Source organism: Kitasatospora sp. HPM-01-4, assembly GCF_051374625.1.
Taxonomy (GTDB): Bacteria; Actinomycetota; Actinomycetes; order Streptomycetales; family Streptomycetaceae; genus Kitasatospora.
The window spans coordinates 25,983-43,482 of the sequence record NZ_JBPQGP010000009.1; the positions used below are offsets into that span (position 1 = coordinate 25,983).

A 17,500-nucleotide genomic window follows, 5' to 3' on the forward strand; every position below is an offset into this window, starting at 1 on the left:
TGGAGGGATTTCCGTGCAGCAGTCTTTCATCCCCGCCCCGGACCGGACCATTGAGGTCCAGGTGTTCGACGCGGCCGTGTTCGCGGCCTCCGGCCGTCAGCTGATCGCCGGTGGCAAGCGCGGCCCCGCGTTCGACCCCTGCGCGCACTGCGACGGCGCCGGCGAGGCGCTCATCACGGTCCGCGACATCGACACGGGCGAGAACCAGCTGGTCACCGTGTACTGCCCGGCCTGCGGCCCCGAGGCGGGTGCCCGATGAGCGTCGCCTCCGAGCTCCAGGCCGCCGCCGCCGACTACGCGCGGCACCACTCCCCCGAGACGCAGACCGCCTGGCGCGAGCAGCAGGCCGGAGCGCTCAACCACGGCAACGAGGCGGGCGGCGCGTGGAGCGGTGGCTCCCCGCAGTCCTCCGGTCAGCCCGTCGGCCAGCCGACCTGACACCGCCGGGCGCCCGGCCCGGGCGGTGAACACTCCCGACCCGGGCCGGGCCGCCCTCCGCACCCACACCCCTTTCGTGTGATCTTCCGGAGGCTGTCATGCCCCGCACCACCAAGCTCGACGCCGTCCACGACGTGCGCCTCATGCTGGCCCAGCTGCTGTACGCCAGCCCCCTCCCGCTGGCCGAGGGCACCGCCCCGGCGCCGGCGGAGGTCCGCTTGCACGTGCGCTCCACCCTGCACAAGCTCAGCCAGAGCGCTTGCGAGCAGCAGATCATCGCCGAGTACGGCGCCGTGCCCGAGAGCGCCGCCGCCCGGATGCGCCTGGCGCTGGCGGCCGTGGCCAGCACCTACTCCGGCCCGTTCCTGGGCCGCACGCTGTTCACCCGCCGCCGGGAGCTGTCCGGCCTGCTGGAGCCCGCCGGGCTCCCCTCCCCCTACGTGCCCGTCGAGCAGCGGCCCGCCGCCTGGGCGGAGATGGCCCGCACGCTGGCCGACACCGGGATGGCCACCGCCGACATCGCGGACGCGCTGGCCGTCGCCGAGGCGACCGTCCTGCTGCTGCTGGCGATGGACGAGAGCGGGGCCCAGCGGTGAACACCGTCTCCGAGCGGGCCCAGGAGCCCCGCACCCAGATCGTGGCGATGGCCGCCCTGCTCGTGGCCGTCCTCGCCCTGACCTTCGCGCTCACCCACCCGGCGGCCGGGGTGGGCCCGCTGCAGGCACTCGGGGCCGGCTACGGGCTCACCGTCGCCATCGCCGTCGCCTGGCAGCGGGTGGACCCGTGGGCGGTCGCGCTCTCCAGCGTGCGGATCACCGCGGTGATCCTCGCCTCCCTGGCGCTGGCCGTTCGCCGCCACCGCCGCCGGGAGGGCTGGGCATGAGCGGCACCGTGGAGCGCGCCGAACACGCCCTGCTCGGCGCGGTGATACTGCGGCCCGAGCAACTGCCGGGGCTGCGCTGGATCGACCCGGTCGACTTCGCCACCCCGGCGCGCGGCTGGCTGTGGAACGCGCTGCACCGGATGGGACCCGACCGGGTCCACCCGGTGGCCATCACGGCGGCGCTGGCCGACGCCGACCCCGGCACCCGCCAGATCCTGGCCCCGCACCGCGTGGCCGGGATGGTGGCCTCCTGCCCCAACGCCGCCCACGCCCCGCTGTACGGCGGGATGGTGCTGGAGGCCGCCCTGCACCGCGCGGTGGACTTCGTCGGCTCCGACCTGCGCACCCGCGCCGCCCACGGCCAGCTGGACGAGGCCGACCAGCTGGTCGCCGACGCGGTGGCCACCGGCCAGCAGCTGCCCGGGATGGGGGTTCGCTGGGCCACCGTGCCCGAGACCGTGCGCTCCCTGCTGGACACCGCCGCCGACCGGCCGCCGACGCCCGCTCCGCCACTGGTCCGCTCCCGGGTGGACGCGGTCGCCGAGGAGACCACCGTCGCTTCCCTGCTGCGCTACCCGCAGCAGATGGAGGAGGTCGGGCGCTGGCTGCACGCTGCGGACTTCGCCGACTCCCAACACGCGGCGGTCTACCGGGCGATCGAGCGCCTGACGCAGCGCCAGGCCCCGATCGACGCGCTGACCGTCACCTGGGAAGCCCAGCGGGGCACCGTGCCGCTGGACCCCGCGCACCTGGACCGCCTGGAGCGGGACTCGCTGCCCGGCCAGGCCGAGTACGCCGGCCGCGCCGTGCTGGGCGCCGCCGCCCTGGACCGCCTCGACCACGCCGGCGCCCACGTCACCCAGCTCGCCGCCGACACCTCGCTGTCGGTGCCCGCGCTGCTGACCGCCTCCAGCGCCGCGATCGCCCCGCTGACCGCCACCCACCAGCGCCTGCTGGCCCTCGACGGCCCCACCCAGAACCCCGAAACCGCGGGCGTGCCCGCGCCCCGCGCCGAGATGGAGATCGACCTGTGAGCAAGCACCTGCCCTCCGATCCCGCCTGGTTCCTCGCCCAGCGCGGCTACGGGCTGGCCCAGCTGACCCCGGCCCAGCCCAGCACGATGACCCGGCTGCTGCGCTGGCTGACGGCCAACCCCTCCAAGGTGTGGCCCGCCGTCACCGGGGTGGCCGGCTTCTCGCTGGCGCGCTGGCTGCACATGGACGGCGGTACCGACGTGGCGAACATCGTCACCCTGGGCGCCCTGGCCGCCGCCACCGCCGCCGCCGGCCTCGTCTCGGCGTCCAAGCAGCACGGCGACAGCCTGCTGACCGCCTCCGCCTTCGGCATCAGCGGGGCGCTGGCCGTCTTCGACGTCGCCGCCGCCACCGCCTCCACCCCGCTGGCGCTGGCCATGGCGCTGGCCCCCACCGCGCTGGCCTACGTGCTGGCCGCGCTCGGCTGGCGCCAGGACCGGCGCGGACGCGAGACGCGCCGCCACGAGATGAAGATGGAGGAGCTGCGGACCTACCGCGAGCTGCAACTGGCCGAACTCGGCATCCAGCAGCAGCGCGAGGCCGGCGTCTACGCCGTCGCGCTGGTCGAGGCGATGCAGCACCGCACCGGCCTGGACGCCGCCACCAGCACGGTGCCCGGCACCGTGCTGACCTCCACCTCGTCGGTGCCGCAGTTGGAGCGCGGCCCGCTACCGCAACTGGACGCGGGCAGCCTGCTGCGCGACGTGCTGCAGCAGCCCACCCCCGAGCAGGTGGAGGCGTGGACCGCCGCCCGGGGCCCGCGAGGCCGTCAAGTGAGCGCCCCGCTGGTTCCGTTGGCCTACTTCGCCCGCTCGATCGAGGCCGACGGCACGGTCCACGGCGCCCGCGGCTCCGCCAGCGGTCACACGCTGGCGTGCGCGGTCTACCCGTTCCCCGAGATCGTCGAGTTCACGGTGGGCTGCCGTCAGGTCACCTGCCCGGCCTGCCTGAGCGCCCCCGATGCCCGGCTTGGCCAGACGGAGGACCAGCTGTGAGCCGTACACCGTGGCACCACGCGATCGACCCCGCCGACTGGGCCGCGATGACCCGGATGCACGAGAGTTCGCACGTCGTCGCCAGCGAGGCCCTTGGAATCCCGGTGGTGGACGTGTGGGCCAATCCGGACCGGGATGTCGCCCTCGGCGGCCAGTACCGCAACTCCGCGGCCGACTCCCAGCTGCAGTCCGTGGTGTACCTGATCGGCGCCGAGGGCGGCGCCCAGGAGCTGCGCGAGGCCGGCTACCCCGAAGACCTCGTCGAGTTCTCCGTCGAAGCCCTCGGGTTCAACGACCGCGCCATCGTCGAGCAGGTGATCACCGACTCCGCCGCGCAGGGCTACCGGCTCGACGGGCAGCGCGCCCAGCACGACGCGGTGGCCATCCTGCACAGCGAGGGGTTCATCGACACCGCCCGCAACGTCGCCCAGGCGCTCGCCGACCAGGGCGACCGCCTGACCGGCGCCGACGTGCGCGCCGCGATGGGCGGCTGGGAGCTCGACGGCGACCTGTGGGTGCCCGCCTGGAACCAGCTACCTCCCACCGAGTCCGGCCCGGACCGCGCGGACAGCGACGCCGAGATGGAGATCGACCTGTGAACACCACCGTCCACCTCGACCCGTACGCTACCGCCCCCGATCTTGAGGTCGAGGTGAAGGCGGTCGCAGCGCTCACCGTCGAGCACGCCCGCCGCCGGCGCGAGCGCGCCTACATCCCGCCCACCGACGAGCAGCACTTGGCGCTGCGTCAGGCCGCGGTGCTCGACCGCAGCGCGCTCGCCGACCCGGACAACCACCTCGCCGCGGCGGCCGCTCTGCACGCCGCCCTGGTTTACAAGGACCTCACCTTCGCCGCCGGCAGCCCGATCGAGGCCGTGCGCCGCGACTACCTCGTCTACCGCGACGGGCAGCGGCTGCCGATCGGCGCCCCCACCGTCTCCCAGCAGCTCGCCAAGAAGTTCCAGCGGGCGAAGACCGTCTACGGCGACGGCGCCGGCCGCCTGGCGCCCCGGCTGCCCGGGTTCGTCGCCCGCAGTCGGTACCGGGCCGTGGAGGTCGACCACCTGGGCGGCAGCGAGGAAGAGCGCGCCGATCAGCGCGCCAAGCTCGCGCAGTTCCTGCGTGAGCGGCACGGCTACACGGTCGTCGAGGCGCCGATGTACGGCTCCACCGTCCTGCGCGTCACCCGCTACCCCGCCACCGAAGGAGCCCGACCGTGACCGAGACCGCCTCCGTCGAGCCGGTGGCCGCCGACCTGCCCGCCCTGCAGACCGCCCTCGCGCAGCACCAGCAGCAGATGGAGGAGGCCGACGACGCCCGCCGCCAGCAGCAGGCGCAGCTGGAGCGGGCCGAGCAGGACCGCGCCTGGGAGGAAGAGCAGCCGGTCGCCGCGCCGGTGGAGCCGCCGTCCTTGGACGTGGAGATCGACCTGTAGGACCCCGGTGGTGGCCCTGTCCGGGCCACCATCTCCCTGTGAAGGAGACGAAGATGAACCGCAGTTACGCGGACCAGATGCGCGAGCACCAGGTCGACCTCGACTTCTACCAAATGGAGCTGATCCCCACCGAGCCGTGGGTCGAGGAGCCCTACTACCTGCGCGCGGTCGAGGACGGCCCCGGCCTGCCCGGCACCCTCTTCACCCCCGGCGATGCGCACGACCCCGACCTGCGCCCCGGCGACGACGACTTCGAGATGGACCTGTGAGGGAGCAGACGGTGGAGGAGGAGTACCTGACGCCGGACGAGGCGAAGGCCGCGCTGCACTACGACCAGGCCCGGCTCGCGCGCGTCGAGGCGTGCGAGCCCGAAGGCGCGCTGGAGCGGTGGGGCTGGCTGTCGGTGCGCCGCACCATCCTGGGCGACCTGACCGACCGTGTCGGTGCGCTGGTCGCCGCATGGGACTCGGTCGGCGACCAGGGCGCCGGCGACGGAGCCGAAGAGCTCGGCGAGCACTACCTGCAGCTCTACCAGGAGGCCGAGAGGGCGCTGGAGGCCCACCGCCCGGCCGCGATCGCCGCCGCAGGCGGCAAGTAGCAAGCCCCGCCCGGGCGGTGACCGCCGCCCGGGCCAACCGCCCAGCACCGGAGGGAACTTCAATGACCGACACCACCGAGACCGCCACCGAGGCGGACCCGCACGACCCGGCCGGCGACCGCGTGGTGCCGCTGGACGCCTGGATGGACGGGCTCACCGAGTACGTGCTGGACACCTGGGACCCCGAGACCACCGACGAGCGCGCGATCGCCTGGGTCAGCGCCCAGGAGAAGGACCGCCACCTGCGGCACCTCGTGCTGGTGAACGCCGACCTGCGCACCTACGGGCGGTGGAACCCGCGCCGGGTGCTGACGCTGACCGCCCGCCCCCACCTGGATGGCCAAGCGCTGGTGTGGCCGTACCTCACCTGGGACCTGCTGGCCGCCGAACTGCGCCTCCTGTCCGACACGGGCGAGGCCGGCCACCCGGTGGAGCTGCTGGTCATCCACCCGGACCCCGAGCGCGCGCACCACGTCTGCGAGCGGCTGGACATCGCGGCCCTGGCCGTCCACGCCGACGGGATGGGCCAGCTGGTCGCCCGGCGCGACCCCGAGCGCGCCAGCGCTGGCTTCCTGCACTGCTACACCCCGCGCGAGCACGATTACGAACAGGACATCGACTGGTTCCACGCCCTGGCCGAGGACGACCGGGACGGCGAGGTGCTGGACGCCACGCACTGCGTGCTCGACCACTGGCGCACCCTCGACCCGGCCATGGACACCGCGCTGCTGGAGCGTCTGGACACCCGGGCCCGGCAGGCCGGCGACCTCCGGGCCAACGCGGTCGTGCAGATCGAGATCCTGCTGCACCGCCTGGCCCACCACTGGCGGCTCGCCGCCACCCACGCCGACTTCCAGGCCGTGCTGCGCGCACTGACGATGGCCTGCGACCGCGTCTGCTACGTCATGCAAGAGGACCGCGGAGGGGACCCGGTCTTCGCTCCGGCGCCGACGCCGGGGATGCCGTGGGCACGGCTGGCCGACCGCGACGCGGTCTACCACGCGCTGCAGGCCATCGAGCAGTCCTACACCGGGATGAACACCAAGGAGCCCGAGCACCAGGACGCCTGGCCCGAGCACTGGGACGCCTGGGAGGCCCTGCAGGAGAAGTTCGGCGAGGTGTACCGGCTGCTGCCCCAGGGACAGATCGCCGGACCGACCGGCTGACCCGCCCTACCCCAGGGGCCCGTACCTCCGTCGCCGGGGGCGCGGGCCCCTTTGACATGTCCGAACGCTTGTCCAATGCGCACGTCAGGGCCCAACCTCCCCGTACAGAACGGTAGTTGTCAGTGGCTCGTGCTGTACTCGACGGTTGTGCGGGGAGCACCGTCAACAAACCCTCCTGGGGGAGACATGACCAAGACCGTTCCTGTTCGCGGCCACCGCAGGGCCGACGGCACGTACGTGCGGGCCCACACCCGGAAGGTCAACGGGGGCAGGACCGCCGCGGTCGGTGGTCACGCCGCCGCCGGCGGCACCCTGACCGTTCCGGTGCGCAGCCACACCCGGGCCGACGGCACGTACGTGCGGGCCCACACCCGGCAGATCAGCGGCACGACGGTCGCCGCCGCCGGCGGTGGCGGTGGAGTGGCCCTGCTGATCCTGCTGCTGCTGTTCGGCGGTGGGAGCCACACCGCCGGCACCACCACCGACAATCCGAGCCCGGCGGTGACCAGCACCGGCGGGGCCGGCGCCGCCCAGACGCCCTAACCACCCCCGCACGATGGCGACTTCCACGGCAGGCCCGGACCGTCCGCACGGTCCGGGCCTTTCGTCTGCGCTGGTCGACACCGGTGAGCGCTACGGTGCCGGTATGACGATCATCGGGGAGGACCGGAATTCCGCCCGTGGCCACGTGCTGCTGCTGGCCGCGGCCCCCCGCGCGAGCCGCCGCCGGCTCCTGGACCCCGAGCTCGGCGTCAACGCCCTCGCGACGGTTGCGCCCAGCGCCCTGCTGCCCGGGTGGACCGGAGCGGTGGACCTCGTCCAGGTGGTCGACCCGGGCGAGCCCCAGGCCGTGCTGGCCCGCCTGCAGACCGCCGCCACGGCCGGCGGCCCCCTGCTGGTCTACCTGTGCGGGCAACTGATCAGGGACCACCGCCAGCGCCAGATCCACCTCGCACTGCGCGCGACCACCCCCCGCACCATCCGCTACACCGCGCTGCCCTGGGCCTGGCTGGCCCGGGAGCTCGCCCGGCGCCCACCGGGCACCACCGCGCTGGTCCTCGACCTGGTCGCCGATCCGAGCTGCCTGCCGATGCAGCCCGAGGACCTGCAGCTGCCCGACCACATCACCCCGTGGGGCGCGGTGGCGCCGCCGGTGCGGCGCGGACCCTGGCAGGCACCGGCCTACACGCTGGCGCTGGCGGACCTGCTGCGACACACCCCCGGCAACCGGCACCTCGCCGAACTCCACGCGCTCGCCGCCGGACAGGCCCAGCTCGCCCCCGGCACCGTGCTGCTCGCCCCGCCCGCACCCCCGCTTCCCGAGGTCCCCCGGCCCCGGCCCGCGCAGCAACTGCTCGCCACGATCCCGACGCCCACCCCCGCACCGCCCGCCGCCGAGCCGGTCACCGACCTGCGGCCCGCGATCGCGCAGGCCATGCACGCCGGACACCACCACGCCGCCGCCGAGCTCGCCGCCCAGTGGGAACGCGCGGTGCTGCGCTCGGCCGGGCTGCACTCCCCGCTGATGGGCGACGTGCTGGAGGTCCAGGCCACGATCGCGGCTGCCGCCGGGACCGACGTCCGCGCCGCCGACCGGTGGCTGGCCACCGCCGAGCACCGGCTCCAGTGGACGGACCCGCAGCAGGAGACGGTCAAGCTCGCGGCCCGCAACGCGCTGGCCTGCTGGCAGGCGCTGGACGACGACGAGCCGCAGCTGGAGGAGCTGGGCCGGCGCCTGGCGGCCGTCCTGCGCACGGTCGGAGCCCCGCGCCGGGCCGCCGCCGCCGAGGCCCGCCTGGCCGAGCTGCAGGAACCCGTCGTCTACAGCCCGCCACCAGGGTGGAGCCGGTAGCTCAGGCCGAAGCGGACGCCCGCCGCCGGCGGTGCCGGGAGTGCGGCGGGCAGCCCAGCGCATCGCACACCAGCTCCTGCTGCAGGTCCGTCAGCGCCGGCCGCTCGTACGGATCCTCGACCGGCGGGATCATCGGCGGGCCGTCGAGCATGGCCGCCACCCGCTGCTCCTTCTCCTGTGCGGAGACCAGCCGCAGCGCGATCTGCGCGAGGGCGAGCCTGTCGCGGTGAACCCCGAGGGCGTGGCCGGCGGCATCGTGGCGAGCGGCGTCCAGCCCTGGGTGGACGGCCCATCCCTGGACCTTGCAGGCCCAGCACACCCAAGAGATCCCGACGTCGAGTTTCATCGACGCGAGCAGGTCTTCGACAGTCATCACCATGCCGGGATCAACGAGAACCGGCCCGCCCGGATGCTGCGCGGGCCCGCACCGGGCGCGATGTGTCGTACCCGAGCCCTGGATCGCAACAGTTCACGGGGCATGGCCGCGCCCGCCGGTGATGGCCCAAGGTGTACGTCTCGGGTCCGGCGGGCGCGTGCCCGAACGCTACCGGCCGGCGGCTGCCGGGCAGCGGCGGCGCGGCGGTCGGGTCAGGGCGTGAGGTCGATGATCCGGACCGGCTGGCCCTTCCAGCGGATCGGGTCGACCGTGGCGACGACCGCGCCGTCCGGGCGCTCGGGAGTGGGAGCGGCGGCGTACCGGGTGTGGGCCTCGGCCCAGGTGCTCTCCTTCGCCAGCGCCAGGGCTGCGGCGAGGTCGAGGTCGAGGACTGTCACCGCGGGGAGGGCGGCGAGGTGTTCGGCGGTGCCGGGACGCTCACGGTCGGCTTCCACCAGGGCGCAGGCCGGGGCGTAGAGGTACCAGCCGGGTTCGGCGTGGGCGCGGTGGATGAGGCGGGAGGCGAGGATGTTGCCGCGGCCGGCGGCGACCATCGCGGTGTCGTCGAGGACGACGTGCAGGTCGGTCACTGGCCGCCCGCCTGGGCCAGGCGCCGGTCGAGCTCGGCGTCCAGCTGCTCGGTGTGCGCGCTGTCGGGGTCGTAGCCGTTCCAGGCGTGGAGCCTCTGGCGGGCCTGCTCGGCGCGCTCGGCGCGCTCGGCGGGGGTGAGCACGCTGTCGGCGAGGCGGGCCAGGTAGGCGCGCACGGACAGGTTCTCGGCTGCGGCGACCTCGGCGAGACGGTCGCGGGTCTCGGCGGTGACGCGGATGTTGGCGTCGGGCATCGGGTTCTCCTTTTCAGTCGCCCTCAGGATACGGGTACGTACCCGTCTTGCAAAGCGTGTACGGGTACGTACCCGTACACGCTATGATCAAGTCCGAGGGTGGATGCCCTTGCCGGTCCGTCTATCAAGGCATGAAGCAGCGGGAGTAGCGGTGAGGGAGCGGGACATTGCCCCGGTGGTGCTGTCGGACACCGAGAGCGCCGAGGTGCTGGAGGGGGTCATCCTTCCGACCTGGACCGGGCACGCCGTACGGCAGGCCAGGCCGGTGGTCGTCGTCGTGAGCGGCCCGCCGGGCAGCGGGAAGACCCAGGTCGCCGACGTGGTGCACGCCGCTCTTCAGCGGCGCGGGGGCGCGGTGCGCATCGCCAGCGACCTGTACAAGGGCGAGCACCGCGACTACGCGAGCCTGCTGGCCCAAGACGTGCGCAGCGCGGGGGTGAAGGTCCGTACCGACACCCGCCGCTGGCAGGGCGATGTCGAGGACCACGTCCGCGAGCGGGGCTTCGACGCCGTCGTCGAGAGCGCCCTGGCCAACCCGCAGGAGTTCCGCGCCCAGGCGCGGGCCTACCGGCGCTCAAGGCACCGGATCGAGATCGTGGCCCTGGCCACGCCGCAGGCGTGGAGCCAGCTCGGCGTGCTGGACCGCTTCGTCGAGCAGGTGACCGCCACCGGCACGGCGCGCTACGTCTCCTGGGAGAACCACGACGCGTGCGCGGCCGGGCTGATCGCGACTCTGGCCGTCATCGAGGCCGAGCACCTGGCCGACCGTGTCACCGTGGTGCGGCGCGGCGGGGAGGTGCTGTACAGCAACGAACTCGTGGACGGGGCGTGGTCCCAGGCGCCGGGCGCCGCGCAGGCGGTCGCGGCGGAGCGGGCCCGGCCCTGGAACGCCGTCGAGACACAGGCGTTCAGGACCACGTCCTCGCGGGCCGAGGTGCGTCTGCACACCAGCGCCGTACCGGAGCGGTTGCGCCTGGCGGTGCGGGCCGACGCCGAGCGGGCCTTCGCTCTGTCCGAGCCGGTACGCCGCATCGCGCAGCCCCGCCGCGAACCGCCGGGCGTCGACTACCACCGGCTCTCCACCGAGGAGCACCGCTGGATCTGGGAGAACCTGATCCTGGATGACCTCGGGGAGATCACCGCTCACGAGCAGCCGGTCACCGTCTACATCATGGGCCAGCCCGGGGCGGGCAAGACCAGGGCCTCGCAGCTGGTCCTGCGGGCGCTGCGCCCGCGCAGGCCCACCTGGATCTCCGGCGACCACTTCAAATCCGCCCACCCCGACTACCTGCGGCTGCTGCGCGAGCACCCGCGCACCGCCGGCTCGCGCATCCGCGCGGACTACGAGGCATGGCAGGACCAGGCCGAGGAGTACGTACGGTCCCGGCGCGGGGACGCCGTCATCGAGATCACCCCGGGCAGCGCCGAGCAGTTCCTCATCAACGCCAGCAAGTGGCGCCGGGCCGGCCACCGCATCGAGCTGCTGGTCATGGACGTTCGGGCCGCCGACAGCCGCCAGGGCACCGCGCTGCGCTACGCCGACCTGAGCCGAGGCGACCTCCCGGCCCCGTTCACCACCGCGTCGGGACACGACCGGTGCGCGGACGCCGTCCTCGACGCCGTCGGGCAGGCCGAGCGGGACGCGGCGGTGGACCACATCACGGTCGTGCGGCGCGACGGCACCGCCAGCTTCCGAGGCGAACTCGGCGCCGACGGCCGCTGGGCCGGCCCGGTCGGCGCCGCCCGAGCCCTGGCGACCGGCCGCGTGCGGCCCTACAGCGAGCAGGAAGCCGTGCTGTTCCTCACTCTCCAGCGCGAGCTGCGCGCGGCGCTGCCGCAGTACCGCGCTGAGATCGACCAGATCACCGCTCTGGCCTGGCCGCTGCTGCCGCCCCACCTGCAACCCGGGCGCCTGGGCCGCACGACCACGCTCGCCCTCCCGGCGCGGCGCACACCGCTCTACGGGCCGGCCAGCTCGCTGAGCTTGGCGTCGTAGAGGTCCCCAAGCCGGGCGAGCTCCTGCGCGTTGGCCTCGTCCAGGCGCTGAAGGTCCGCGTTGCACGCCTTCCGCTCGGCCAGCAGCCGCTGAAGACGCTCCACGTCGGGAGCCGGCCGCTGGCGTTCGGCGAAGATCTGCTCGCCGTACCAGGCGATCACCCGCCGCACCCGGTCCACGACGCGCTCGTAGCTGCTGCCTGACGCCTCGTCCGAGGGGAGGGGGCCGGCGCCGGGATCAGCAGGGTTCACAGGGTCGTGCATGACGAGGACCGCCTTGGTGTCGTAACGGGCAATCCGACCATTCTCGGCGAGCGGCCCCCGCTGCGCTGCGGCGGGGGCCCTGCGGGAGCCAGAGCCGCGGGTCCCCCACACTGGGCCCGCTGACCTGGCCTTCTGCGCAAGGCGCAGCCATACGGCCCGGGCAGGCTTAGGGTTGTTGGAAGGTCAGTTGATCTTTGGGGGTAGTGGTGGCTGGTAGGGACCTGCGAGCCGTGTTCGGCACGAACGACCGGTCGCTGACCGCGGACGAGGCGTTCACCAACCGGCAGGGCCAGTGGGCGATTTTCAGCGCCGCGCTGAGCGATCATCTGCAGCGTATCGCCGCACCGGACTTCAGCGTCGACGACATGGAGGCCCCGCGGCACAACGTGCTGACCTTCTTCGGGCTGGGCGGAATCGGCAAGAGCACACTGTCGCGGCACCTGGAGGCCGCCCTGGCCGACAGTGAGCAGCGGCCTGCCCACTGGGGCGAGCCGGCCTGGGCGGCCGGGGCCCGGATCCTGCCGGTTCGCATCGACCTGGCCCGCTCGGCCGACGTCAGCTTCGAGCGGATCGTCCTGACGCTGCGCCTGGCCCTGGCCCAGCATGTCGGGCGGGCGCTGCCGGCGTTCGACATCGCGCTGCGCCGCTGGTGGGATGCGAACCATCCCGGTGAGCCGCTGGAGGAGTACCTGCAGCGCACCGGCCTGGCCGCCCGGTTCGGCAAGGCGCTGCCGGGGCAGGTGCAGTCGGCGATCAGCGAGGTCGCCCAGCAGTTGGCGCTGCCCGGGTTCGTCGGCTCGGCGGTGGGCCGGCTGACGACGGCGCTGGCCCACGAGGTGCGCCAGCGCCACGAGCGGGCCCGGGCCTTGACCGGCTGCGCACGCCTGGCGGACTTGTTGGAGGCTGACCCGGATCTGGACGCGTTGTCCTTCTACCCTCACCTGCTGGCCTGGGAGATCGCCCGCCTGCCCGCCAAGAAGGCCGTGGTGCCGGTGGTCCTGCTGGACACCTGGGAGGACATCGGGGACCGCACCCACCGCGATCTCGAGCGCCTCGTCCAACGGATCGTGTGGCTGATGCCGGCCACGTTCTTCGTGGTGACCGGCAGGACCCGCCTGCAGTGGGCCGACAGCGAGTTGCAGGGGCAGCTCGACTACACCGGACCCGCTGCCTGGCCGGGCCTGGCCGCCCACGTCCCGCCCGCCCGCACCGCGGCGACCGGCGGCCACGGCGGTGGCCGACAGATCCTGATCGGGGACTTCGCCCCCGAGGACTGTGACGATTACCTGGCCCGGCGCCTGACCAAGGACGGCCGACCGCTCATCAGCGAACCGATCCGCGCCGTCATCACCGCCCGCAGCCACGGCCTGCCGCTCTACCTGGACCTTGCAGCGACCCGCTTCCTGGAGATCCGCCGCACCGGCCGCGAGCCCGAGCCGGGCGACTTCGACCACGACTTCTCCTCATTGGTCGCCCGCACCCTCCAGGACCTCACCCCCGACGAGCGGCACGTCCTGCGCGCGGTATCCCTGCTGGACGCCTGGGACGTGGCGCTGGCGACCGAGGCGGCCGGCCTGAACCACCAAGCACCCGCCCTGCGCCTGACCGAACGGCCGCTGGTCCGCCAGGACGAGTGGGCGCTGTGGCCGTTCAACCTGCACGACCTGGTCCGCTCCACCATCCGCGGCGCCGACGACCGCACCGACGACCGCTGGTCACCCCAGGACTGGCGCGACGCGGCCCAGCGCGCCCACACCGCCCTCGGCGAGCAGTGGACCACCAGCACCAACCCGGGCCGCACCCTGCTGGTCGCGGTCCTGCGCCAGGGCCTGGCCCTGGCCCGCGACCACCGCCTCGACCTGGACTGGCTCACGCAGGCGGCCTGGGCCTACATCGGCGACTCCATCTGGGAACCGCTGGCCCCACCGCAGCGCCCGGGAGCGGCCACCGGCGAACCGCAGACGCCCGCGGACGCCCTGGTCGAGACCCTCTCCGCACTCGCGCGCCGCCAGCACGAGCACCGCGAACGCACCGTCGAGCGCCTCACCGCCGTCCTCGACAGCGGCCTGCTGCCCGACGACCTGACCGACCTGGCCCGCTACTACCGGGCCAAGGGGCAGCGCGACATCGGCCGCACCGCCGACTCCCACGAGGGCATGCGCCAGGTCGCCGCCGGAACCACCCGCCTGGCGCCCGCGGCCCGCCGCGGCCTGGCGCACCTGGCCCGCCTGGCCGGCGACTTCCCCACCGCGCTGGCCACCGCGCAGTCCCTGGGCTGGGAGGGCCACCACCAGCGCGTGACCGGCGACCTGTGGTGGCTCCACGCCGAGATGGAGGAAGCCGCAGCCGCCTACCAGGCCGCCCGCGCCGAGGCCGAGCAGCACGCCGTCGCCGGCGAACGCGCCATCTGCCAAGCCCAGTTGTCGCTGGTCGCAGCCTTCACCGACCCGGGGCTCGCCACCGACGCGCTCGCCCTGGCCGACCAATTCCTCACCGGCCTCGACCTGCGCGCCACCACGCTCACCACCCGCATCGCCCGCCTGGTCGCCGACGCCGGCACCGACCTGCCCAAGCAGCCCACCGATCCGCGTCGGAAGGGCCATTGCCCCACCTGCCAGGCATTCGAGGGCGAGCGCTGCTTCCAGCGGCCGAGGAACGGGGTTCACCCGGCCCGGCTCAAGAAGAACAACATCGACCAGGCCGACGTCGACCGCTACCTGCGCGCCAGCGGCCGGCGCTCCGGGCGCCGGTAGGCCGCCGTGGACCAGGAGCACGGGTTCGAGTACGAGGAACTGCCCGACGGCGAAGAGCAGGACGACCTGGTCTTCGATGTCGAGGAGTACGACTGGGAGCCGCGCTGACCGGGGCGGCCCCCCTTAAAAGCGGTCGAAAAATCACACCATCCGCCGCCCTTGCCCAGGTCAGGGGCGCCGCGCGTCCGGCCCTGGCCCCGGTTCGGGCACGGCTACCGGCATCGCAGCGGGAACGCGTACCCCAACTGCCTCATTCGACCGGCTACTTATGAAACCTGCGCAGGTCAGGCAGCCGCTAACCGGGCCGGTTCGCCGGCGGCCAGGCCGTGGTCCGCCAGGGTCCAGGACAGGTGCGCCGGGCCCCGCAGCGCGGCGTCCAGCACCTGCAGCTGCAGCGCGCCGTCCGCTGCCAGCCGTCGCCAGGCCCTGCCGGTCAGCGCCGGCACCGTCGCGCGGGCCTGCTCGACGGCGAGGTCCGCGTCGGCCCGGTGGACCAGGCCGGGCAGCAGCGCGGAGCGCAGCCCCCGGGAGAACGTCACCGGGCTGCGGTGGCCGCGGGCGGCCGGGGTGGCCGCCCGGGTGTACTCGCGCCACAGCTCCCACCAGGGCTCCTCCCCCGTGCGCCGGGCCCGGGCGAGCAGGTCCGCAGGCCCCAGGGCGCCTTCGCCCAGTCGGCGCCCCGCGCCAGCGTCGCACACCGCCGCCACGTGCCCGCCTGCGGCGACCGTGTCCGTGACGGGCCGCCAGGAGACCCGTGCGCCGCTCGCCCCGGCACCGGCCGCCCACTGCGACGTCCAGCGGGCCACGGTCTCCTGGTGGAGCTCCTCGCGCAGCGGGTGGTCCAGCAGCAGCACCCGCAGCACCACCCGCCACCCGTCCTGCCCCGACCAGGTCACCTCCGGGGACCACACCACGCCGACGCGACCGCTGCGGCGGGCCTCCGCCGCCCAGCCCGAACCCGAGACCACCCGGCGCCACGCGGCCGACAACAGCTGCCAGCGCGCGGCCAGCCCAGCCTGCTCGACCTCGCCCGGATCACACACCACCGCCCACGCCTGCCCGCCGGCCCGCAGGTGGGCCGCCGTCAGCAGCCCCGCCTCCCGGGCCCGCTCACCGCGAACCGCGTACGCGCACACCGGGCACACCCAGACCTGTCCGCAGGCCAGCGCACCCAGCTCAGTCCCGCCCGGCTCTCCCAACAGCACAGCAACACCCCCGCCCCGATACCACGTTGCGCTGACCGTAGCGGCCGGCTCTGTCACAGCCCAGGCCCCTGACCAGCGGGAGCAAGCGGGCCACCAACCGGCACGCAGGAGACCCCCACCCGTCGGATGGGGGTCTCCTGCGCCGAGCGGCGCCCAGGCGCCCGGTCACCGCCCGGCCTGGTCGAGGTAGACGGGCTGCTGCCCGCCCTCGCGCCCACCCGCCGAGGCGGTCAGCAGGGTCAGCCGGTACTCCCACGCGCCGGCGCGACGCGCCGCAACCCTCGCCCACAGCAGGCCCTCGATGGCCAGCTCGGGGCGCTGACGGACGGTGTCCGCCGCCGCCTGCAGCGCTCCCGCTTGGGTCAGACCCTGGCGGGGCAGACCCGTCAGCGCCCGCTCGGGGGCGGTGGTGCCCGCGTCGAGGTAGATGACCACTCCGCAGTTCCCGGCGTCGGCCTGGTGCGTCGGGTCCTCGACCTCGCCCAGCTCCGGGTCCAGCGTGGAGACCAGCAGCATCAGCCGGTAGCTCCACACCTGCTCGGGCCCGGGCACCAGCCGGTCCTCGACCCCGGGCACCCGCGCCCACAGCAGCCCGTGCACGGTGAGCGTGTCGCCGTAGCGCAGCGCGTCCGCACCGGCCTGCAGCGCTTCGGCCTGGGTGGAGCCCAGGCACTCCAGCACGGTGATCGCGCTGACCGTCACGTCGTGCTCGCCGACGGCGTTGAGGTAGCGCACCGCCGCGCTGGCGTCGCCCACCGCGCGCACCAGGTCGCGCCCGACGGCGGACAGGACCGAGCGGGCCTCGAGCGCCGGCGCCTCGTCCGGGGTCCGCGGAGCCGGGAAGAGACCGGCTCCGTCCTCTTCTTCTGCAGGGGAGTTCAGGGTGTGTGCCATGACCGGAATCTAGGGGCGCCGCCGCGCGCCGCACCCACGCACGGTGCGTGGGTCGTCCCCAGGCCAGCCGCGGCGGGCACGACAGGGCCCCCGGAGCCAGGACGGGATCCGGGGGCCTGGACCGGCACCGGCCGCGGGGGATAGGTCGGTACCGGCCAATCAGGGGGCGGTGACCGGCCCGCCCGCACTCGCTCCGGTCACCGCCCGGCTCAAGGCGGCCAAGCCCAGGCGGGCGCGAGTGGCGTCCGCCTCGATCAGGGCCTCGCGCAGTTCAGCGGGGTCGAGGTACGAACTGCCGTACTCGCCCATGCCGCTGAGCCAGGTCGCCGCGTAGTGGCACTGCAGGCGGTTGGCGGGCACCAGGAGCCAGGAGCCGGCCGAGAGCACCCGCACCCCCTCCAGACCGGCCAGGCCCACCGCGCCGCCGAGCGGGACCTGGACGACCAGCTCGCGGCGGGCGTAGTCGGCCAGCACCCCGTAGCCGTCCTCCAGCGGCAGGCCGAGGACGTCCAGCGCGGCCAGGCCCCGCTCCAGCGGCGCCACCACGACCGCGTCCCAGGCATCCCCGCACGGCACCAGCACGGCGTGGTGCTCGCAGGCGTACCTCATCCGGTGGACGGTCCACGCGTCCGGCTCCCGCAGCACCGCCCACCCCACCGAGGCGGGCACGGTCTCCAATGAACTGGCCATGTTCGGACCGTAATCCGGGTACAACGGACCGTACCCACGCATAGTGCGTGGCCTGTGGTCCCCCAGCCCGGAGCAGCAC

General features: G+C 74.3%; 23 protein-coding genes. 16 read left to right on the forward strand and 7 right to left on the reverse strand.

Features of this window, described 5'->3' with window-relative positions:
* Window positions 1-13 precede the first annotated feature (13 nt).
* The 14 genes from ACSMTC_RS39795 (at window position 14) to ACSMTC_RS39860 (ending at window position 8,400) form a co-directional block, all read left to right on the forward strand.
* Window positions 14-259, forward strand: coding sequence for a hypothetical protein (locus tag ACSMTC_RS39795; protein ID WP_436565004.1), 246 nt, complete (start codon window positions 14-16; stop codon window positions 257-259).
* On the forward strand, window positions 256-438 hold the full coding sequence (locus tag ACSMTC_RS39800) for a hypothetical protein (RefSeq protein WP_436565005.1): 183 nt from the start codon (window positions 256-258) through the stop codon (window positions 436-438). Before ACSMTC_RS39795 ends, ACSMTC_RS39800 begins: the two co-directional genes overlap by 4 nt.
* 98 nt (window positions 439-536) lie before the next feature.
* Window positions 537-1,034, forward strand: a complete 498-nt coding sequence (locus ACSMTC_RS39805) for a hypothetical protein (protein WP_436565006.1) — start codon at window positions 537-539, stop codon at window positions 1,032-1,034.
* A complete protein-coding gene (locus ACSMTC_RS39810) occupies window positions 1,031-1,321 on the forward strand; it encodes a hypothetical protein (protein WP_436565007.1) in 291 nt (96 codons plus the stop codon). The genes ACSMTC_RS39805 and ACSMTC_RS39810 overlap by 4 nt, the downstream gene beginning before the upstream one ends.
* Window positions 1,318-2,355, forward strand: coding sequence for a DnaB-like helicase N-terminal domain-containing protein (locus tag ACSMTC_RS39815; protein ID WP_436565008.1), 1,038 nt, complete (start codon window positions 1,318-1,320; stop codon window positions 2,353-2,355). The genes ACSMTC_RS39810 and ACSMTC_RS39815 overlap by 4 nt, the downstream gene beginning before the upstream one ends.
* Window positions 2,352-3,350, forward strand: a complete 999-nt coding sequence (locus tag ACSMTC_RS39820) for a hypothetical protein (RefSeq protein ID WP_436565009.1) — start codon at window positions 2,352-2,354, stop codon at window positions 3,348-3,350. Before ACSMTC_RS39815 ends, ACSMTC_RS39820 begins: the two co-directional genes overlap by 4 nt.
* Window positions 3,347-3,949 (forward strand): hypothetical protein, encoded by a 603-nt coding sequence (locus tag ACSMTC_RS39825; protein WP_436565010.1) that lies wholly within the window; start codon window positions 3,347-3,349, stop codon window positions 3,947-3,949. The genes ACSMTC_RS39820 and ACSMTC_RS39825 overlap by 4 nt, the downstream gene beginning before the upstream one ends.
* Window positions 3,946-4,569 (forward strand): hypothetical protein, encoded by a 624-nt coding sequence (locus ACSMTC_RS39830; protein WP_436565011.1) that lies wholly within the window; start codon window positions 3,946-3,948, stop codon window positions 4,567-4,569. Before ACSMTC_RS39825 ends, ACSMTC_RS39830 begins: the two co-directional genes overlap by 4 nt.
* Window positions 4,566-4,784, forward strand: coding sequence for a hypothetical protein (locus tag ACSMTC_RS39835; RefSeq protein WP_436565012.1), 219 nt, complete (start codon window positions 4,566-4,568; stop codon window positions 4,782-4,784). Before ACSMTC_RS39830 ends, ACSMTC_RS39835 begins: the two co-directional genes overlap by 4 nt.
* Before the next feature lie 53 nt (window positions 4,785-4,837).
* Entirely contained in the window at window positions 4,838-5,053 is a 216-nt protein-coding gene (locus tag ACSMTC_RS39840) for a hypothetical protein (RefSeq protein WP_436565013.1), read from the forward strand.
* Window positions 5,050-5,382, forward strand: a complete 333-nt coding sequence (locus ACSMTC_RS39845) for a hypothetical protein (RefSeq protein WP_436565014.1) — start codon at window positions 5,050-5,052, stop codon at window positions 5,380-5,382. The genes ACSMTC_RS39840 and ACSMTC_RS39845 overlap by 4 nt, the downstream gene beginning before the upstream one ends.
* A gap of 62 nt (window positions 5,383-5,444) precedes the next feature.
* The gene (locus tag ACSMTC_RS39850) at window positions 5,445-6,548 is read left to right on the forward strand and encodes a hypothetical protein (RefSeq protein WP_436565015.1); all 1,104 of its coding nucleotides are present in this window, start codon (window positions 5,445-5,447) and stop codon (window positions 6,546-6,548) included.
* A 186-nt stretch (window positions 6,549-6,734) separates the two neighbouring features.
* Window positions 6,735-7,091, forward strand: a complete 357-nt coding sequence (locus tag ACSMTC_RS39855; protein WP_436565016.1) for a hypothetical protein — start codon at window positions 6,735-6,737, stop codon at window positions 7,089-7,091.
* A 103-nt stretch (window positions 7,092-7,194) separates the two neighbouring features.
* On the forward strand, window positions 7,195-8,400 hold the full coding sequence (locus ACSMTC_RS39860; protein WP_436565017.1) for a hypothetical protein: 1,206 nt from the start codon (window positions 7,195-7,197) through the stop codon (window positions 8,398-8,400).
* A 1-nt stretch (window position 8,401) separates the two neighbouring features.
* Here the strand turns inward: ACSMTC_RS39860 and ACSMTC_RS39865 are convergent, their stop codons facing one another.
* From ACSMTC_RS39865 to ACSMTC_RS39875, 3 genes are all read right to left on the reverse strand, one after another.
* Window positions 8,402-8,773 carry a hypothetical protein gene (locus ACSMTC_RS39865; protein WP_436565018.1) on the reverse strand — a complete coding sequence of 124 codons (372 nt, stop codon included), beginning with the start codon at window positions 8,771-8,773 and terminating at the stop codon, window positions 8,402-8,404.
* Window positions 8,774-8,988: 215 nt separating this feature from the next.
* Window positions 8,989-9,357 carry a PIN domain-containing protein gene (locus tag ACSMTC_RS39870; protein ID WP_436565046.1) on the reverse strand — a complete coding sequence of 123 codons (369 nt, stop codon included), beginning with the start codon at window positions 9,355-9,357 and terminating at the stop codon, window positions 8,989-8,991.
* Between the two features lie 5 nt (window positions 9,358-9,362).
* On the reverse strand, window positions 9,363-9,620 hold the full coding sequence (locus ACSMTC_RS39875) for a hypothetical protein (protein WP_436565019.1): 258 nt from the start codon (window positions 9,618-9,620) through the stop codon (window positions 9,363-9,365).
* Between the two features lie 151 nt (window positions 9,621-9,771).
* Between ACSMTC_RS39875 and ACSMTC_RS39880 the strand changes: the two genes are divergently transcribed.
* Window positions 9,772-11,616, forward strand: coding sequence for a zeta toxin family protein (locus tag ACSMTC_RS39880; protein ID WP_436565020.1), 1,845 nt, complete (start codon window positions 9,772-9,774; stop codon window positions 11,614-11,616).
* Here ACSMTC_RS39880 and ACSMTC_RS39885 read toward each other — a convergent pair.
* A complete protein-coding gene (locus ACSMTC_RS39885) occupies window positions 11,580-11,879 on the reverse strand; it encodes a hypothetical protein (RefSeq protein ID WP_436565021.1) in 300 nt (99 codons plus the stop codon). The genes ACSMTC_RS39880 and ACSMTC_RS39885 overlap by 37 nt on opposite strands.
* 230 nt (window positions 11,880-12,109) lie before the next feature.
* On the opposite strand from ACSMTC_RS39885, the gene ACSMTC_RS39890 reads away from it, so the two are divergent.
* On the forward strand, window positions 12,110-14,632 hold the full coding sequence (locus tag ACSMTC_RS39890; protein ID WP_436565022.1) for an ATP/GTP-binding protein: 2,523 nt from the start codon (window positions 12,110-12,112) through the stop codon (window positions 14,630-14,632).
* A 284-nt stretch (window positions 14,633-14,916) separates the two neighbouring features.
* Here the strand turns inward: ACSMTC_RS39890 and ACSMTC_RS39895 are convergent, their stop codons facing one another.
* The 3 genes from ACSMTC_RS39895 to ACSMTC_RS39905 all read right to left on the reverse strand — a co-directional run bounded on the left by ACSMTC_RS39895 (window position 14,917) and on the right by ACSMTC_RS39905 (window position 17,421).
* Complete coding sequence (locus ACSMTC_RS39895) at window positions 14,917-15,837, reverse strand: hypothetical protein (protein ID WP_436565023.1); 921 nt, start codon at window positions 15,835-15,837, stop codon at window positions 14,917-14,919.
* Between the two features lie 165 nt (window positions 15,838-16,002).
* Window positions 16,003-16,731, reverse strand: a complete 729-nt coding sequence (locus ACSMTC_RS39900) for a hypothetical protein (RefSeq protein WP_436565024.1) — start codon at window positions 16,729-16,731, stop codon at window positions 16,003-16,005.
* Window positions 16,732-16,890: 159 nt separating this feature from the next.
* A complete protein-coding gene (locus tag ACSMTC_RS39905) occupies window positions 16,891-17,421 on the reverse strand; it encodes a hypothetical protein (RefSeq protein WP_436565025.1) in 531 nt (176 codons plus the stop codon).
* Between the last annotated feature and the right edge of the window lie 79 nt (window positions 17,422-17,500).

Excerpts from the sequence above, each read along its gene's own strand:
- ACSMTC_RS39800 (WP_436565005.1), top strand. The coding sequence starts at position 256 with ATGAGCGTCGCCTCCGAGCTCCAGGCCGCCGCCGCCGACTACGCGCGG.
- ACSMTC_RS39805 (WP_436565006.1), top strand. The coding sequence starts at position 537 with ATGCCCCGCACCACCAAGCTCGACGCCGTCCACGACGTGCGCCTCATG.
- ACSMTC_RS39815 (WP_436565008.1), top strand. The coding sequence starts at position 1,318 with ATGAGCGGCACCGTGGAGCGCGCCGAACACGCCCTGCTCGGCGCGGTG.
- ACSMTC_RS39840 (WP_436565013.1), top strand. The coding sequence starts at position 4,838 with ATGAACCGCAGTTACGCGGACCAGATGCGCGAGCACCAGGTCGACCTC.
- ACSMTC_RS39850 (WP_436565015.1), top strand. The coding sequence starts at position 5,445 with ATGACCGACACCACCGAGACCGCCACCGAGGCGGACCCGCACGACCCG.
- ACSMTC_RS39855 (WP_436565016.1), top strand. The coding sequence starts at position 6,735 with ATGACCAAGACCGTTCCTGTTCGCGGCCACCGCAGGGCCGACGGCACG.
- ACSMTC_RS39860 (WP_436565017.1), top strand. The coding sequence starts at position 7,195 with ATGACGATCATCGGGGAGGACCGGAATTCCGCCCGTGGCCACGTGCTG.
- ACSMTC_RS39865 (WP_436565018.1), bottom strand. The coding sequence starts at position 8,773 with ATGACTGTCGAAGACCTGCTCGCGTCGATGAAACTCGACGTCGGGATC.
- ACSMTC_RS39875 (WP_436565019.1), bottom strand. The coding sequence starts at position 9,620 with ATGCCCGACGCCAACATCCGCGTCACCGCCGAGACCCGCGACCGTCTC.
- ACSMTC_RS39885 (WP_436565021.1), bottom strand. The coding sequence starts at position 11,879 with ATGCACGACCCTGTGAACCCTGCTGATCCCGGCGCCGGCCCCCTCCCC.
- ACSMTC_RS39900 (WP_436565024.1), bottom strand. The coding sequence starts at position 16,731 with ATGGCACACACCCTGAACTCCCCTGCAGAAGAAGAGGACGGAGCCGGT.
- ACSMTC_RS39905 (WP_436565025.1), bottom strand. The coding sequence starts at position 17,421 with ATGGCCAGTTCATTGGAGACCGTGCCCGCCTCGGTGGGGTGGGCGGTG.